The sequence below is a fragment of the Mesorhizobium sp. M0217 genome (assembly GCF_040321955.1).
In the GTDB taxonomy this organism is placed as follows: Bacteria; Pseudomonadota; Alphaproteobacteria; order Rhizobiales; family Rhizobiaceae; genus Mesorhizobium.
Map to the genome: position 1 here is coordinate 293,300 of NZ_JAMYSN010000002.1, position 16,501 is coordinate 309,800.

Here is a 16,501-nt window from a genome sequence, read left to right on the forward strand (position 1 = left end):
TATCGACCTTGGTAGTCATGCTGCCGATGCGGCTTTGGCGCTCGGCCATGCGCTATTGGTACACTGCAAAAAGCGCAAAAAACACACGGCGCTCATTGTACTTTCGGTCATGGAGAAAACGAAAATCATGGGCCTGTCCGCCCCATTGCCAAAGAGCGAATAGGGGGCAACAATGCCCTCGACGCCAACGCGCCGAGAGACATAAAACGGGCGCGCGCAGGAAGCGTCGGAGGATATCGGGAGGAAGCCTCTGGCCAGTTCACGGACGAGCTATGCATCCGGTCTGTCGGCGCTCACCACCGACGAGCCCGACGCCGATGCATTCGCCCTGGCGGTCGCCGTCGAGGCCGCAGCCATCGATGCCGGCTTTGCCCTGCTGTTCTTTTCCCAGAGCCTGCTTGATGCGAGCGTCCTTTCGCAAGCGCTGAAGACCCACGCGCCGACGCTGGCCTACGCCGCCTGCTCGACCGCCGGCGAGATTACCCCCCAGGGCCTGGAGGAAGGCCATGTGCTGGCGCTGCTCTTTCCCTCCGCGTCGTTTTCGGCGGTCAGCACCATGGTCGACAATCTCTCCTCGTCGGGCATGGACAGGATCACTGATGAAGTCGAGGCCCTGCGGCGCCTACTGCGCGGACGCACCGGCAGTTGCCATGCCAAAAGCACCTTCGCGCTCTGCTTCATCGACGGCCTGTCCTTTGCCGAGGAAGCTGTAACCTCGGCCATCCATTGGGGGCTCGACGACATCCCGCTGATCGGCGGTTCGGCGGGCGACGATTTGAAATTCGAAACCACAAGGCTGATTTCAAACGGCAAGGTTGCGTCCGACAGCGCCATCATTGTGCTGGTCGCCACCGAGATACCGTTCCATGTCTTCAAGACCGACAATTTCATCCCAACCGACGAGAAGCTGGTGGTGACGGCATCCGATCCGGACCACCGCACCGTGCGCGAATTCAACGCCACCAACGCGGCTGAGGAATATGCAGCCTCGGTCGGCATCGTTGCGCAGAACCTGACGCCGATGAGCTTCGCCTCGCACCCGGTGGTGGTGAAAGTGGGCGGCGAATATTACTGCCGCTCGATCCAGAAGATGCATGCCGACGGTTCCCTGTCTTTCTTTTGCGCCATAGACGACGGCGTCGTGCTGTCCATCGCCCAGCCCAAGGACATGGTGGAATCGACGCGCGCCGCACTGCGCGACGTCGAGCAACGGCTCGGCGGCATCGACATGATCCTCGGCTTCGATTGCGTGCTGCGCCGGCTCGATGCGCGCAACCGCCAGGTGTTCCGCGACATTTCGGAGCTCTACCGGGTCAACAATGTCATCGGCTTCGGCACCTATGGCGAACAGTACCGTTCGATGCATCTGAACCAAACCTTCACCGGCATCGCCTTCGGCGAACGCCAGGCGGCGGAATAGCCCATGCCGCTCAGGGATATCGACGACGTCGACAGGCTGAAGAAGATCAACGCCGCTCTGGTCAGCCGCGTCGAGCGCTCGATGGACCAGCAGGGCAACGCCTTCTCGCTGTTCCAGACCGCAATTTCACTGGAAAACCGCGTGCGCATGCGCACCGAGGAACTGCACTCGACCTTGCGCCGGCTGGAACAGTCGAACATCGACCTCAGCGCCGCCAAGGAAAACGCCGAGCTGGCAAACCTGTCCAAGACCAGGTTCCTGGCCGCCGCCAGCCATGACGTGCTGCAGCCGCTGAACGCCGCCCACCTCTCCGTCTCGGCGCTGGCCGAAGTGCAGACCAGCGACGAGGGCAAGAAACTTGTCCGCCAGGTCGAGCGCTCGCTGGAGACCATGGAAGACCTGTTGCGCACGCTGCTCGACATTTCCAAGCTCGATGCCGGCGTGGTCCAGCCCGACATCGGCGATGTCAATCTGGAGACGCTGTTTTCCTCGCTTCGGTCGGATTTCCTGCCGGTGGCCGAGATGAAGGGGCTGGCGCTGAAGTTCCGCCCGGTCAGCGCCGTGGTGCGTTCGGACCGCACGCTCTTGCGCCGCATCCTGCAGAACATCCTGTCCAATGCGCTGCGCTATACCCCTTCGGGCGGCGTGCTTGTCGGCACAAGGCATCGCGGCGATACCATCCGCATCGATGTCGCCGACACCGGCTGCGGCATTCCCGACGACCAGCGCGAGGCGGTGTTCGAGGAGTTCCATCGCGGCTCCGCCATTCCAGCCGACACCGGGATCTCCGGCGGCGGGCTGGGCCTGGGCCTTGCCATCGTGCGGCGCATGGCCGCCGCGCTCGGTCATCCCGTGACGTTCTCCTCGAGGGTTGGGCGCGGCACCATCTTCCACATCGACGTGCCGGTCGGCATCGGCGCCAGCGCCGACGCCATCGCCAGCCTTGCCGAAATGGAGCGGCCGCGCGGCTACGGCCTGTTCGGCACCAAGGTGCTGCTGGTCGAAAACGACGCCGACGTGCTGCAGGCGATGACTTTCCTGCTCGAGCGCTGGCAGTGCCTGGTGCGCGCCGCGACCTCGACCGAGGCTGCGGTCAGCCTGCTTGGCGACACCGACTGGGTGCCCGACATCGTCATTGCCGACCAGCATCTCGACGACGGCGACCTCGGCACCGCCACCATCGCCGAAGTCCGCGATTATCTCGGCCGCGCCGTGCCGGCGCTGATCGTCACCGCCGACGGATCGGAGGCCGTCGCCAAGGCAGCCCGCGCCGCAGGCATAGAGCTGATGCGGAAGCCGCTAAAGCCGGCGCAACTAAGGGCGCTGCTGGCGCATCTGCTGGCTTGAGCCCCATACCCTCCCCTCGATGGGGAGGGTCGGCGCGCAGCGCCGGGGCGGGGTGCAGCGCCAAGCTCCCCCACCCCGCTCCGCTTCGCGGATCGACCCTCCCCACAAGGGGGAGGGTAAAGATCAAAACCCGGCCTGATCGCGAAACAGCTCCGCATTGTCCAGCTTCGACACCTCGATCACCGCTTGCGTGCGGCTGTAGACGTTGAGCTTGCGCAGGATCTCCGAGACATGCGCCTTGACCGTGGTCTCGCCGACCTGCAGCTCGTAGGCGATCTGCTTGTTGAGCAGGCCCTGGCGCAGCATCTGCAGCACGCGCAGCTGCTGCGGCGTCAGTTTGGCCAGCCGCTGCACCATGTCGGCGCGGTCGGCGCTGTCGGCGTCGGGCGGCTGTCCCTCATAGGTCTCCGGCACATAGATCGCGCCCTCCATCACCGAGCGGATTGCGGCCGCAAGATCGCTCTTGCGCGCCGATTTCGGGATGAAGCCGGCAGCGCCATAGGACAACGCCTCGGAGATGATCTTCGGCTCCTCATAGCCCGAGACGACGACCACCGGCAGCCGCGGATGGCGGGTCCTCAGCTGCAGCAACCCGTCAAAGCCATGCACATCGGGCATGTTGAGATCGAGCAGCGCCAGATCGAACGGTTTTATCCCACCCAGGAGATCGAGCGCTTCGGCAATCGAGCGCGCCTCCACCGTGTCGACTTCCGGGTACGCCATCTGCACGGCGCTGTGCAGCGCCTCGCGAAACAGCGGATGGTCGTCGATGATCAGAAACCGGGCGCGATCGTTGATTGCGGTCATGGTGTTTGTTTCAGTTCTCCGTGGGCACGATACTCCCGCTGGTATGGCCAGCTTATTGGCAAATAGTCTATCGCCATCTTAACCCCCGGAGGCGAAGCCGACTTTATCCGACAATCAAGGCGCAGCTCGTGCTTTTGCGGACGCTGATGCCTTGCCCGGGGGTTCAAATCGGTCAAATGTGCCGTCAAGATCCCAAGCAGAGACCCGCGCATGACAGACTTCGTCCTTCCCCTGCCCGCAACACCATCGGTCGCCGTCGCCGGCTCGGCCGAGCGTTTTGCGGTGCGCCGCATCTTCTGCGTCGGCCGCAACTACGCCGCCCACGCCCGCGAACTCGGCAATGACGAGCGCGACCCGCCGTTCTTTTTCACCAAGCCGGCCGATGCGGTGGTCGATTCCGGCACCACGATCCCCTACCCGCCCTTGACCAAGAACCTGCACCACGAGATCGAGCTGGTCGCGGCGATCGGCAAGGCCGGCTTCCGCATTCCTCGCGCGCAGGCGCTCGACCATGTCTGGGGCTACGGCGTCGGTATCGACCTCACCCGCCGCGACCTGCAGGACGAGGCCAAGAAAGCAGCCCGGCCCTGGGACTGGTCGAAGGCCTTCGACCGCTCGGCGCCCTGCGGCCCGTTGGTATCAGCCGCCAAATCCGGCCACCCGCAAAAGGGCCGCATCTGGCTCGCCGTCGACGGCACGGTGAAGCAGGAGGGCGACCTCGCCGAATTGATCTGGCCGATCGCCGATATCGTTTCGATCTGCAGCAGTGCGGTTGTACTACAACCGGGCGACCTGATCTTCACCGGCACGCCGGCCGGCGTCGGCGCGGTGGCGCCGGGACAGACGATGACCGGCGGTGTCGACGGCATCGGCACCATCGAGATCACTGTCGGCCAAGATTCGATCGGCCAAAATTCCACCGGCAAGCCGTGATCCGATGAGCGACCTCGTCCTCCACAACTACTACCGCTCCTCCACTTCCTACCGCGTCCGCATTGCGCTCGAGATGAAGGGGCTGGGCTACGATTACGTGCCGCATCATCTGCGTCATGGCGACCATCTGGAGCCGGCTTACCTGGCGGTCAATCCGCAGGGGCTGGTGCCGGCGCTGATCCTGGGCGACGGCACGCTTTTGACGCAGTCGCTGGCGATCATCGAATATCTCGACGAGACCCACCCCGAACCGCCGCTGCTGCCGAAGGACGCGCTCGGCCGGGCGCGCGTGCGAATGCTGGCGCAGATGATCGCCTGCGACATCCACCCGGTGAACAATCTGCGCGTGCTGACCTCGCTGCGCACTTTGTTCGGCGCCGGCGACCAGGATGTCATCCACTGGTTTCGCCACTGGGTGAACGAAGGGTTCCAGCCGCTTGAAAAGATTCTGGCTTCATCGGATGAGACCGGCACATTTTGCCATGGCGACGCACCGGGCCTCGCCGACATCTGCCTGGTCGCCCAGATCGCCAGCAACGCCCGCTTCGGAGTCGACCTGACACCCTACCCCGAGATCTCGCGCATCCACGCCGCCTGCATGGCGCTGCCGGCCTTTCAGAAGGCAGCGCCGGAGAATCAGATAGATGCCGAATAGGCTCACAATGCCGGAGCAGAGCACGGAGAGTTGCCGATGAAAGCCGTCGTCTTCGAAAAATTCGGCGAAGCGCCGAGAATCCAGACCGTGCCGGATCCTAAACCGGCCGCCGACGGCGTCGTCATCAAGGTCGAGGCGACCGGGCTCTGCCGCAGCGACTGGCATGGCTGGATGGGCCATGACGATGGCATCACACTGCCGCATGTGCCGGGCCATGAACTGGCCGGCATCGTCGTCGCCGTCGGCAAGCAGGTGACCCGCTGGAAGGCCGGCGAACGCGTCACCGTGCCGTTTTGCGTCGGCTGCGGCCGCTGTTTCGAATGCAATTCGGGCAATCATCAGGTCTGCGAGCACCAGACGCAGCCGGGTTTCACCGCCTGGGGATCGTTTGCCGAATATGTCGCCATCGAGCATGCCGACACCAATCTCGTACGCCTGCCCGAGGAGATGGAGTTCGCCACCGCCGCCAGCCTCGGCTGCCGCTTCGTCACCTCGTTTCGCGCCATTGTCGACCAGGGCCGGGTGACGCCGGGGGAATGGGTGGCGGTGCATGGCTGCGGCGGCGTCGGCCTGTCGGCGATCATGATCGCCAGTTCCATGGGCGCCAATGTCATCGCCATCGACCTCACCGACGAGAAACTGGACTTCGCCAAAAAGATAGGCGCCGTGGCGACCATCAACGCCGCGACCACGCCGAACGTGGTCAAGGCGGTCAAGCAAATCACCAATGGCGGCGCGCATATGTCGATGGACGCGCTCGGCCACCCCACGACATCCTTCAACTCGATTGCCAATCTGCGCCGGCGCGGCCGCCACGTGCAGGTCGGCCTGATGCTGGGCGAACATGCCCGCCCGCAAGTGCCGATGGACAAGGTGATCGCCTTCGAGCTCGAAATCCTCGGCAGCCACGGCATGCAGGCCTACCGCTACCCCGCCATGATGGAGATGATCCGCACCGGCAAGCTCAAGCCCGAACTGCTGGTCGGCAAGAAGATCAGCCTTGATGAGGCGCCTGCGGCGCTGATGGCGATGGGCGGGTTCGAGGGGATTGGCATTGGGGTGGTGACGAAGTTCTAGGGCGGAGTCGCCCTCCACCACCAAACTCCTAGCGCGCAAATTTCTTCGCCCCGAACACGCAGGCCACCACGCCGAGCGTGACGACAATCATCAGCGGGCTGACCTGTTCGTGCAGCAGCGTCGCTGCCAGCGCCAGGCCGAAAAAGGGCTGCAGCAGCTGCAACTGCCCGACGGCAGCGATGCCGCCTTGGGCGAGGCCGCGGTACCAGAACACGAAGCCGATCAGCATGCTGAACAGCGAGACATAGGCGAGACCCGCCCAGGCGCCGGAGCCGACGCCGGCGAAGGACGACGGCAGCGTCGCAAAGGTCAGCACCAGCATGATCGGCAGCGAGATCGCCAGCGCCCAGCAGATCACCTGCCAGCCGCCCAGCCTGCGCGACAATGCCGCCCCCTCGGCATAGCCCAGCCCGCAGACGATGATGGCAGCCAGCATCAAGCCGTCGCCGATCGGTGATGCTGTTACGCCTTGGGAGAAGGCAAAACCGCCGACAAGCGCGCTGCCGATGCAGGAGAACAGCCAGAAGGCCGGGCGCGGACGCTCGCCACCGCGCAGCACGCCGAAGATCGCGGTGGCCAGCGGCAGCAGGCCGACGAAGATGATGGAGTGGGCGGAGGTGACGTGCTTAAGCGCCAGCGCTGTCAGCAAGGGAAAGCCGACAACCACGCCAAGCGCCACGATGACCAGCGACAGAAAATCGCTGCGCTCCGGGCGCTTCTGCCGAAAAAGCATCAGCATGGCGAGACCGAGCAGTCCGGCAATCGCGGCGCGGGCCGAGGTCAGGAATATCGGATCGAAATCGGCCACGGCCACCCGCGTTGCCGGCAGCGAGCCTGAGAAGATCAGCACGCCGACGAATCCGTTCAGCCAGCCGCTCGCGGTCTTGTCCATTCCAGGCTCCATTGCTTTCGCCCTCTATCGGGCAAGTGCCTATGGTGCAGCCAGAGACAATGCAGTACAATTCCGCAAAACTGTAATGGCTGATTGAGCAATACAGATGACTGGTCTCGTTTTGGAAGTCGACACCGCACGCACTGTTGCCCCGACCACTCTGGTCGAAACTGTCATGGCGACCATCCGCCAGCGGATTGCCGCGCGCAGCCTGACGCCGGGCGCGCGGCTGCCTTCGATCCGCGCCTTCGCCAAAGCCATGCAGGTGTCCAAGTCGACCGTGGTCGAAGCCTATGAGCGGCTCGCTGCCGAAGGCGCGATACGCTCACGGCCGGGCTCGGGTTTCTATGCCGCCGGATCGCTGGCGCCACTGTCGCTGGCCGAGATCGGCCCGCGGCTCGACCGCGCTGTCGATCCGCTTTGGGTTTCGCGCCAGTCGCTGGAAGCCGGCGACGACATGCTGAAACCCGGCTGCGGCTGGATGCCGGCCTCATGGATGCCGCAGGCGGCCTTGCGCCGGGCGCTGCGCACCGTGGCGCGCGCAGACGATGTCGACCTAGCCGATTACGGCACGCCGCTCGGCCTGCCGCCGCTCAGGCAATTGCTCGCGCGGCGCATGGCCGGCCACGGCATCGAGGTCTCGCCCGAACAGATCATGCTGACCGAATCGGGCACGCAGGCCATCGATCTTCTGTGCCGCTTCCTGATCGAACCCGGCGATACCGTGCTGGTCGACGACCCCTGCTATTTCAATTTCCACGCGCTGCTGCGCGCCCACCGCGCCAAGGTCGTCAGCGTGCCCTACACGCCATCCGGGCCTGATATCGAGCTGTTCGCCCAGGCACTGGCCGAGCACAAGCCGCGCCTCTACATCACCAATTCCGCCATCCACAACCCGACCGGCGCGATCCTGTCGCCGGTCACCGCGCACCGGCTGCTGAAGCTCGCCGACCAGTCGGACCTGACCATCGTCGAGGACGACATCTTCGCCGATTTCGAGCACAGTCCCGCGCCCCGGCTGGCGGCGTTCGACGGCCTCAACCGCGTCGTCCATATCGGCAGCTTCTCCAAGACGCTATCGGCATCGGTTCGCTGCGGCTTCATCGCGGCACCGCGCGACTGGATCGAGCAACTCACCGACCTCAAGATTGCCACCACCTTCGGCGGCGGCCGGCTGGCGGCCGAACTGGTGCTGACGCTGCTTAGGGACGGCAGCTACCGCAAGCACATGGAATTGCTGCGCGCGCGGCTTTCCCGCGCCATGGGCGAGACGGGCGTGCGCCTGAAGGCGATCGGCATCACGCCCTGGATCGACCAACCGGCCGGCTTGTTCCTGTGGTGCAGCCTGCCCGATGGCGTGGATGCGGCCGAAATCGCCCGCCGCGCGCTGGCCGACAACATCGTGCTGGCGCCCGGCAACGCATTCAGCCTGTCGGGAACCGCCAGCCGCTTCCTGCGCTTCAACGTTGCCCAGTGCCAGGACGAGCGGATTTTCAGGGTGCTCAAGGCGGCAATGGCGCGCTGAGGGCTCAGCGGGAGGCCGCGCAGACCTCCCGAACGCAATCTCGCAGCCAGCGTTGCGCCGGAGCGGCATCGAGCCGTGGATGCCAGAGCATCGAGATGGTGACCTCCACCGTGGCGACCGGCAGCAGAAAGCTGACCATGCCGGCGCGTGCGCCTTGCGTGTGCCGTTCGGGCACGCTGGCGATCAGGTCCGAAGCGCGCGCCATGGAGAGTGCAGCCGAAAAGCCGGAGACCATGCACGCCACGGTTCGCTGCAGGCCGAGCAGCGCCAAAGTCTGATCGATCGGCCCTCTTTCCCGACCCCGCCGTGAAACGCTGATGTGGCGGCCGGCCGCGTAGCGTTCAGGCGTTACCGCGCCTTCACTCAAAGGGTGGCCGGCTCGCACAGCACCGACGAAGCGGTCGCGAAACAGCGCCTGTATCAGCACTTCAGGTCCGGCCTCGCCGGCAACGCCGATTTCGAGGTCGATGTCGGCGTCGCGCAATGAGGCGACGTCTTTGTCGGCTTTCGGCGCAAAGCGCAGCCGCACGCCCGGCGCCTCGGCCTGGATGCGGGCGACAAGACGCGGCCCGAATTCCTCGACGAACCCTTCATTGGTGCGCAGCGTGAAGATCTGTTCCAGCTTTGCCAGATCGAGCAGCCTGGCGGGACGCAATAGCGTTTCCGCATCGTGGACGACACGGCCGGCCTGCTGCCGCAATGCCTCCGCGCGCGGCGTCGGGACCAGGCCTCGGCCGGCGCGGACCAGCAGCGGATCACCGGTCGCTTCCCGCAGCCGCGCCAGCGTGCGGCTCATCGCCGACGGGCTGAGCCGTAGCCGGCTGGCGGCGCGCGCCACGCTGCCTTCGGCGAGCAAAACGTCGAGCGCGAACAGCAGATTGAGATCTGGCGATGCCATCGGCGGATTGTAGCACATGCCATGGCGTTTGGCGCACGAATAAGATGCAAATGCTGCGCCTTCCGCCATTCCACCCCGACGATTAGATCTCGGTTGCGGGACTGACAAGGAGGAAATCGCCATGGCAACTGCCGAGCAGAACGAGTGCGCATCGGCGCCGCAGAAAACCCGGTCCGCAGGCCTGGCCCACTCTCCTGTCTTGGCATTGGCCAGCCTGTCGCTCGCCACGCTGCTGTCGTCGCTTGGAACCAGCATTGCCAGCGTCGGGCTGCCTTCCCTCATGCAAGCGTTCGGTGCGCCGTTCCAGTCCGTGCAATGGGTGGTTCTCGCCTATCTGCTCGCCATCACGGCCCTGATCGTCAGCGCCGGCCGGCTGGCCGATATGGTCGGCCGCCGGCCGTTGCTGCTCGGCGGCATCGCGCTGTTCACACTGGCCTCGGTGCTCTGCGGCCTGGCGCCGACGCTCTGGCTGCTGATTGCGGCGCGCGCCGTACAAGGACTGGGTGCCGCGCTGATGATGGCGTTGACGCTGGCCTTTGTCGCGGAGACCGTAGCCAAGGAGAGAACCGGCAGCGCCATGGGTCTGCTCGGCGCCATGTCGGCGATCGGCACGACGCTCGGCCCCTCGCTCGGCGGCTTTCTGATTGCCGGCTTTGGCTGGCGGGCGATCTTCCTCGTCAATGTGCCGCTCGGCGTCGCGGCCTTCGCTATCGCCTGGCTGGCCCTGCCCGCCCGCGGCAAGGCTGCGGGCGTTCAAGGCGGGTTCGACGCGATCGGGACGGTCTTGCTCGCCTTGACGCTCACTGCCTATGCATTGGCCATGACGCTCGGCCGCGGCCATTTCGGCGCCCTCAACATCGGCCTCCTGGTGGCCGCCGGCATCGGCGTCGTTCTGTTCGGCGTTGCGCAGACGAAGGCGAAAAGTCCCTTGATCCGGCTTGCCCGGTTGTACGACATCCGGCTCAGCGCCAGCCTCGCCACGAACCTCGTTGTCGCCACTGTGATGATGGCGACCCTGGTGGTCGCTCCGTTCTATTTGTCGCGAGGGCTGGGGCTCAATGCTGCGATGGTCGGCGTGGTCCTGTCGACAGGTCCGCTGGTCTCCGCGCTCTCGGCGCTTATCGCCGGCCGCCTTACCGATCGCTTCGGTACCAACAGGATGATGATCGCCGGACTGTTCGGCCTGGTCAACGGCACCTTGCTTTTGTCGCTCGCCGCAACAAAACTCGGCATTGCCAGCTATATCGTGCCGATCGCCGTCACCTGCTTCGGGTACGCCCTGTTCCAGACATCCAACAATGCCGCCGTCATGAGCGGTGTCGCTGCCGGCGAGCGCGGCGTGGTGTCCGGCCTGCTCAATCTGTCGCGCAATCTCGGCCTGATCACCGGCGCATCGCTTATGGGCGCCATTTTTGCGGCTGCCTCGACGGGAGAACGGCAAAGCCAGGACATGCTGACCTCAGCGGCAGCCGCGCACGGCATGCAGGTTACCTTTCAGACGGCAACGGTCCTGGCGGTGGCTGCGCTGTTGCTGGCACTGCTCTCGACCCGCGCCGGCGGCAGTCTGTCGGTGCGGCAACAGCCATCATGACCGAAGATAGGGAGCTTACGCTCCCGCCCGCTTGCGCCGCTCATAAAGCATCACCAGCGTTTCGGCGGTCAGCGCCGGCCTCTGTTCGCCCTCGATCTCGACCGTATTGGCGGCCTTCATCAGATACTGGCCCGGCCCCTTGTCCTCCACCGACAACAGCGTCGTGCGCAGCCGGATGCGTGCGCCGACCCTGACGGGCGCCAGGAACCGCACCTTGTCGAAGCCGTAATTGAAGGCGGCTTGCGTGTTTTCGGGTACGATGCCCATGCCCAGCGCCAGCGCGCCGATGATCGACAGCGTCAGATAGCCATGCGCGATCGTGGTGCGAAATGGGCTCTGCCGCTTCGCCCGCTCCGGATCGACGTGGATCCACTGATGGTCGCCTGTGCATTCGGCAAACTGGTTGATGCGGTTCTGGTCGACGGTCGTCCATTCCGACACGCCGAGCTCCTGCCCGGCCATCGCCCTTAACTGCTCGAAGGTCGGCGGCGTTTTCGGCCGTAGTTCCGTCATTCCTGCTTTCCCGGTGGCTCCCAGTGCCTCGGACCACGAACGGACGGCTCCTGTCAATTCGCCCGTTGCGATTCCGTTCCGCCATTTTCCGCCAAACAGCGTCCCTCGTCCATGCTCATGCGCCGCAACCGGCCCACTCCTCTCATGGTTGCGTTGAGAGTCACTTCTTGTCATAGCCCGAGCGGATTTCCTCCATCGCTTCCTTGATGCGGCTGCGCAGGATTTCGATCGATTCGGTGCCGGATTTCTTGACCAGCTCGGCCACTTCGCCGGCATTTTTCAGGGCGGCTTCGAAGGATTTCCTGGCGAACTCCGCCTGTTTTGTCATCAGTTCCTGGGGATTGCCCGGCGCCTTGTAGCTCTGCGCCATGTCGCTGACTTCACGCAGCGTGTCCTGCAGCATCTCGCGCTGTCTGGACAACAATGAGGTCGCGCCGGCAGCTCCCGCCCGCGCCGATCTTTCCAGGGCCTCGAGGTTCTTGCGATGATGCGCGAGGATCGCCTCGACATTCGGCACCTTCAGGTCACGGCCGAACCGGCTGAACATGTCAAGGAACGAATCGGAGTCGGGTTGTTTGGCCATTGCTCGTGCTCCCCAGTGTCGCAAATGCTGAACCTCGAGCAATTCCAGGAAAAGTGTGAAACGGTTTTCCGTCAGGAATTGCGTCAAAACAAAGAGTTAGAGCAGGTCGCCGTTTCCTTGAAACGGTGAACTGTTCTGTTCTGGACAATAGCACTCGCGCGCCGTGTGTCCATTCGGACGCCCAAGCAATTCAGCGGCAAATGCAGCATCAGCCAGCGAGAAACAGCCTCTCCGCCGTGTAGAGCACGATACCCGCCAATCCGCCGACAATCATGCCATTGAAGCGGATATATTGCAGGTCCCTGCCGATGTTGATCTCGATCAGCCTCGTCAGCTGGGCAAGGTCCCAGCGCTTGACCTGGTCGGAGATGAACGTCGACACACCGCTCTTCTGGCTCTCGACGAATGACGACAGCGCCACGACAAAGCCCTGGTTCATGTCGGCCCTGATCTGCGGATCGCCTGAGAGATGGCGGCCGACCTCGACGAACATGTTGGCGAGATGCGCGCGAACAATCGAATTCTCCGCCTTGGCGTCCTGTTCGATGAACACGCTGAGGCTCTGCCACATGTCGCCGGCGAGCGACTTCACTTCCGGCCGCGCCAGGAAATCGCGCTTCAGCTTCTCGGCCCGTTTGGCGTATTGCTTCGAGGTTCTGAGCCGCTCGATGAAGCTGTGCGCGAAACGGTCGAATTCGGCGCGCATCGGATGGTCGGGGTCGGCCCGCACCTCGTCAAGCAGCGAACCGGCGGAAGCGACGATCTTCTTCAGCAGATAGGCGTCGGCTCTGAACAGGTTGAACAGCGACGGCAATTCCTCGCGGATTTTCTCGCGCATGGTCGCCAGCGCCTCTTCATCGTTCAGGAACCGGCCGATCACCCTGGTGAATTCGTCGAAGAGTTTCTGGTGGCGGCGGTCGTCGGTCAGTGCCGACAGCAATTCGGCCGCGAGCGGCGCCAGCGGCACCTTGTCGATCTGCTCCAGCATGCGGCTGGTGACGAAGCCGCGCAGGCCGGATTGCTCGATCGCCGCAAGCGTCTGCGGGACCAGCCGTACGACGAAGCGTGACAGGCCGGCAGAGCGTTCGGCGTCAGTCAGCCAGTCGGCGACGAGTGCTGCAAAATCGACCTCGGCCAGCTTTTCCCGCACCGGCTCCGGCGCCAGAAAATTGACCTCGATGAAGCGGCCCAGATTATCGGCGATGCGGTTCTGGTTCGCTGGGATGATGGCGGTGTGCGGGATCGGCAGGCCCAGCGGCCGCTTGAACAGCGCCACCACCGCGTACCAGTCGGCCAGGCCGCCAATGGTCGCCGCCTCGGCGAAGGCCGCCACGAAGCCCAGCCACGGATACTTGGCCTCGGACGATTTGGCCACGGCAAAAACCACGACGCAAAGCACCAGCGCAGCCGTGGCGAGGAACTTTGTCCGCCGCAACGCGAAAAGCTTGGCGCCCGTCTCGGCATCAAAACCGCCAGGCGCCAGGGACGAAGCCGATTGGGACATGATACGCCGCTCCTCATCGATCTCTTGGCTATCTGGCATGGGCTATTTAGGGGGTGTTTGGGCCCGTAGCATGATCGGATGGGCCGATTTCGTCCGGGGATTGCCGGTTTCGCACGCAAAGTTGACAAGAATGTTCATCTATCATGCAATCCCAGTCTGGAATTGTTCCAAGGTATAGGCCATATTCCGATCAGGCCAGTGTGGGCGAATCCGAAACTCCGGGTGAGAAAGCCGCACCAGCACAATCTAAAATCTGGTGCAGTTCCAGCGCGCCAGCACTCGGGTGAGGAATTAAATGCGGCTGACGCGCCAGACCAACTACGCCATGCGCATCCTGATGTATTGCGCCGCCAACAACGATCGCCTGAGCCGCATCCCCGAGATTGCGGCCGCCTATTCGGTGTCGGAGCTTTTCCTGTTCAAGATCCTGCAGCCGCTGGTCGAGCATGGCCTGGTCGAGACGGTGCGCGGCAGGAATGGCGGCGTGAGGATCGGCCGCCCCGCCGAGCAGATCAGCCTGTTCGACGTCGTACGGGTGACCGAAGAGAGCTTCGCCATGGCCGAGTGCTTCGAAAACGACGCCGCCGAATGCCCGCTGGTCGACAGCTGCCAGCTGAATTCGGCGCTGCGCGAGGCGCTCAACGCCTTCTTTGCCGTACTCTCCCGCTACACCATCGCCGATATGGTGGCGGCGCGCCCGAATGTGCGTCATTTGCTCGGCATCGACATGCTGGTCCAGCGAGCACCGGCCGCCTGAGTTTTCTAGTGCATGTCGCTCAAAAGTGGCCCCGGTTTTGAGACAACGACATGCATAAAGACAAAGACCTAAAGCGCGTCGCCTGAGTTCGTTCAAACGCGACGCGCTTTAGGCGGCTGACTGCGGCAAGACAAACGGCATGTTCGCCGCCGGCAACACACCGACCCTTAGCCGACAATCGAACACCTTTTCGATCAGATCGTCGCTCAGCACCTCCTGCGGTGAACCGTCGGCGGCGAGCCGGCCGCGATGCATCACGAAAATCCGGTCGGCATACATGGCCGTCAGATTGAGGTCGTGCAGGATGGCGATCACACCGCCGCCGCGCCGGGCGAAATCGCGGGCGATGTTCATGATGATCAGCTGGTGCTTGATATCAAGGCTGGAGACCGGCTCGTCGAGATAGAGATAGCGCGGCTTGCCGTCCAGCACCGGCGCCCAGACCTGGCACAGCACGCGCGCCAGCTGCACACGCTGTTGTTCGCCGCCCGAAAGCTCCTGATAGAAGCGGCCGGCAAAGCCGTCGAGGTCGACCCGCGCCAGCGCCCGCTCGGGCAGACGATCATCTTCGCCCGGCAGAACGCCGGAACGGCCGCCGATAAGGCCGAGCCTGACCACTTCGTGCACCGTGAAGGGAAAGGACAGCGTCGCGGCCTGCGGCAGCACGGCACGCACAGTGGCGGCCTCCACCGGCCTCATCGCCGTGAGATCGCGCCCGTTGACGGCCACTGTCCCCACAAACGCCAGATCGCCCGACAACGCCTTCAAAAACGTCGTCTTGCCCGAGCCGTTGGGTCCGACGACTGCCGCAATTTCGCCCGGCCGCGCGACGAAATCGACATTGGCAACAATGCGCTTGCCGCCGATCGCTACCGAGACATCGCGTGCTTCGATCATGCCGCCTCACAAGTCGATTACGCCGCGCTTGCGCAGCAGGATCCAGAGGAAGAACGGCGCGCCGGCGATCGCCGTGACGATGCCGATTGGCAATTCGGCCGGCGCCACGATGACGCGGGCAACTGCGTCGGCAAGAAGCAGCATCGAGGCGCCGAGCAGCGCCGATGCCGGCAAGAGATAGCGATTGTCCGGACCGATCAGCAGCCGCAAGAGATGCGGCACGACGATGCCGACAAAACCGATGCCTCCGCTGACTGCGACAGAGGCGCCGACCGCTGCCGAGACGCCGACGATCGCGGTGTATTTCAGCCGCTGTACCGGGATGCCGAGATGTCCGGCCGTCGCCTCGCCGAGCGCCAGGGCGTTGAGGCCTTTGGCCAGGAACGGCATTGCCGCAAGCGCCAGCACGATGATCGGCCCGACGGAAGCGATCTTCGGCCAGGTCGCGCCGCCAAGCGAGCCCAGCTGCCAGAAGGTCAGGTCGCGCAACTGCCGGTCGTCGGCCATGAAAATCAGGATACCGGTCAGCGCCATGGCAAGGGCTGCGAGCGCAATGCCGGCAAGCAGCATGGTGGCGACCGAGGTGCGCCCCTGCCGCGTGGCGACGCGGTAGAGCACCAGCGTGACCGCAAGGCCGCCGCAGAAAGCGGCGAGCGGCAAGGCCATGCCGCCGAGCGCCAAAGTGAGCGGCGCCAGCCATGTTGTGCCGAGCACGATGACGGCGACGGCGCCGAGGCTGGAACCGGCTGAAACGCCGATCAGGCCGGGATCGGCGAGCGGATTGCGAAACAGGCCCTGCATGACCGCGCCCGATACGGCCAGCGCCGCACCGATCACCACGCCGAGCAGCACGCGCGGCATGCGGATGTCGTAGACGATCAGCCGGTCGCGGGCGCCAAGCGCGGCGTCGGCCGGCACGGCGCCGGTTAGCCAGTCACGAATGACACCGACGGCCGATGCATCGGAAGCGCCCTACCTCAGAGACAGGAACAGCGAAAGGGCAAGGGCCACGCACAGGAGCAAAATAACCAGGCGCGCGCGCCCGGAACGATCGCCCTCGGCCATCTTGCGCGCCGCGCCGGCGACCGACTGATCCACCATC

At 64.5% G+C, this 16,501-nt stretch carries 15 protein-coding genes and 1 pseudogene; 8 read left to right on the forward strand and 8 right to left on the reverse strand.

The window, feature by feature from the left end; all coding sequences use genetic code 11:
• Positions 1 to 328: 328 nt before the first annotated feature.
• On the forward strand, positions 329 to 1,420 hold the full coding sequence (locus NKJ18_RS06000) for an FIST N-terminal domain-containing protein (protein WP_352758017.1): 1,092 nt from the start codon (positions 329 to 331) through the stop codon (positions 1,418 to 1,420).
• A gap of 3 nt (positions 1,421 to 1,423) precedes the next feature.
• Positions 1,424 to 2,767 carry an ATP-binding response regulator gene (locus NKJ18_RS06005; protein ID WP_023710729.1) on the forward strand — a complete coding sequence of 448 codons (1,344 nt, stop codon included), beginning with the start codon at positions 1,424 to 1,426 and terminating at the stop codon, positions 2,765 to 2,767.
• 123 nt (positions 2,768 to 2,890) lie between these two features.
• On the opposite strand, the gene NKJ18_RS06010 is transcribed toward NKJ18_RS06005, so the two are convergent.
• Entirely contained in the window at positions 2,891 to 3,574 is a 684-nt protein-coding gene (locus tag NKJ18_RS06010) for a response regulator (protein WP_023672627.1), read from the reverse strand.
• Between the two features lie 210 nt (positions 3,575 to 3,784).
• On the opposite strand from NKJ18_RS06010, the gene NKJ18_RS06015 reads away from it, so the two are divergent.
• From NKJ18_RS06015 to NKJ18_RS06025, 3 genes are read left to right on the forward strand one after another with little or no spacing between them, the layout of a single operon-like run.
• Positions 3,785 to 4,507 carry a fumarylacetoacetate hydrolase family protein gene (locus NKJ18_RS06015; protein ID WP_023746797.1) on the forward strand — a complete coding sequence of 241 codons (723 nt, stop codon included), beginning with the start codon at positions 3,785 to 3,787 and terminating at the stop codon, positions 4,505 to 4,507.
• Between the two features lie 4 nt (positions 4,508 to 4,511).
• Positions 4,512 to 5,162, forward strand: coding sequence for a maleylacetoacetate isomerase (gene maiA / locus NKJ18_RS06020; protein ID WP_023746798.1), 651 nt, complete (start codon positions 4,512 to 4,514; stop codon positions 5,160 to 5,162).
• A 36-nt stretch (positions 5,163 to 5,198) separates the two neighbouring features.
• Positions 5,199 to 6,239: a zinc-dependent alcohol dehydrogenase family protein gene (locus tag NKJ18_RS06025; RefSeq protein WP_023688171.1), complete on the forward strand. Its 1,041-nt coding sequence runs from the start codon at positions 5,199 to 5,201 to the stop codon at positions 6,237 to 6,239.
• 28 nt (positions 6,240 to 6,267) lie between these two features.
• Here the strand turns inward: NKJ18_RS06025 and NKJ18_RS06030 are convergent, their stop codons facing one another.
• The gene (locus NKJ18_RS06030) at positions 6,268 to 7,131 is read right to left on the reverse strand and encodes a DMT family transporter (protein WP_023833809.1); all 864 of its coding nucleotides are present in this window, start codon (positions 7,129 to 7,131) and stop codon (positions 6,268 to 6,270) included.
• Between the two features lie 106 nt (positions 7,132 to 7,237).
• Here NKJ18_RS06030 and NKJ18_RS06035 point away from each other — a divergent pair, with 106 nt between their 5' ends.
• Entirely contained in the window at positions 7,238 to 8,656 is a 1,419-nt protein-coding gene (locus NKJ18_RS06035) for an aminotransferase-like domain-containing protein (RefSeq protein ID WP_023750179.1), read from the forward strand.
• Positions 8,657 to 8,660: 4 nt separating this feature from the next.
• Here the strand turns inward: NKJ18_RS06035 and NKJ18_RS06040 are convergent, their stop codons facing one another.
• Positions 8,661 to 9,554 carry a LysR family transcriptional regulator gene (locus tag NKJ18_RS06040; RefSeq protein ID WP_352757958.1) on the reverse strand — a complete coding sequence of 298 codons (894 nt, stop codon included), beginning with the start codon at positions 9,552 to 9,554 and terminating at the stop codon, positions 8,661 to 8,663.
• 121 nt (positions 9,555 to 9,675) lie between these two features.
• Between NKJ18_RS06040 and NKJ18_RS06045 the strand changes: the two genes are divergently transcribed.
• On the forward strand, positions 9,676 to 11,145 hold the full coding sequence (locus NKJ18_RS06045) for an MFS transporter (RefSeq protein ID WP_352757959.1): 1,470 nt from the start codon (positions 9,676 to 9,678) through the stop codon (positions 11,143 to 11,145).
• Between the two features lie 15 nt (positions 11,146 to 11,160).
• Here the strand turns inward: NKJ18_RS06045 and NKJ18_RS06050 are convergent, their stop codons facing one another.
• The 3 genes from NKJ18_RS06050 to NKJ18_RS06060 all read right to left on the reverse strand — a co-directional run bounded on the left by NKJ18_RS06050 (position 11,161) and on the right by NKJ18_RS06060 (position 13,745).
• Positions 11,161 to 11,658 (reverse strand): MaoC family dehydratase, encoded by a 498-nt coding sequence (locus NKJ18_RS06050; RefSeq protein ID WP_023681725.1) that lies wholly within the window; start codon positions 11,656 to 11,658, stop codon positions 11,161 to 11,163.
• Positions 11,659 to 11,818: 160 nt separating this feature from the next.
• A complete protein-coding gene (locus NKJ18_RS06055; protein ID WP_023672638.1) occupies positions 11,819 to 12,241 on the reverse strand; it encodes a phasin family protein in 423 nt (140 codons plus the stop codon).
• A 208-nt stretch (positions 12,242 to 12,449) separates the two neighbouring features.
• Complete coding sequence (locus NKJ18_RS06060; RefSeq protein WP_352757960.1) at positions 12,450 to 13,745, reverse strand: DUF445 domain-containing protein; 1,296 nt, start codon at positions 13,743 to 13,745, stop codon at positions 12,450 to 12,452.
• A gap of 295 nt (positions 13,746 to 14,040) precedes the next feature.
• On the opposite strand from NKJ18_RS06060, the gene rirA reads away from it, so the two are divergent.
• Positions 14,041 to 14,502, forward strand: coding sequence for an iron-responsive transcriptional regulator RirA (gene rirA, locus NKJ18_RS06065; RefSeq protein WP_023672640.1), 462 nt, complete (start codon positions 14,041 to 14,043; stop codon positions 14,500 to 14,502).
• A gap of 108 nt (positions 14,503 to 14,610) precedes the next feature.
• On the opposite strand, the gene NKJ18_RS06070 is transcribed toward rirA, so the two are convergent.
• Positions 14,611 to 15,399, reverse strand: a complete 789-nt coding sequence (locus NKJ18_RS06070; RefSeq protein ID WP_023707864.1) for a heme ABC transporter ATP-binding protein — start codon at positions 15,397 to 15,399, stop codon at positions 14,611 to 14,613.
• Between the two features lie 6 nt (positions 15,400 to 15,405).
• Positions 15,406 to 16,500 (reverse strand): annotated as a pseudogene (locus tag NKJ18_RS06075) (FecCD family ABC transporter permease).
• Position 16,501: the final 1 nt, after the last annotated feature.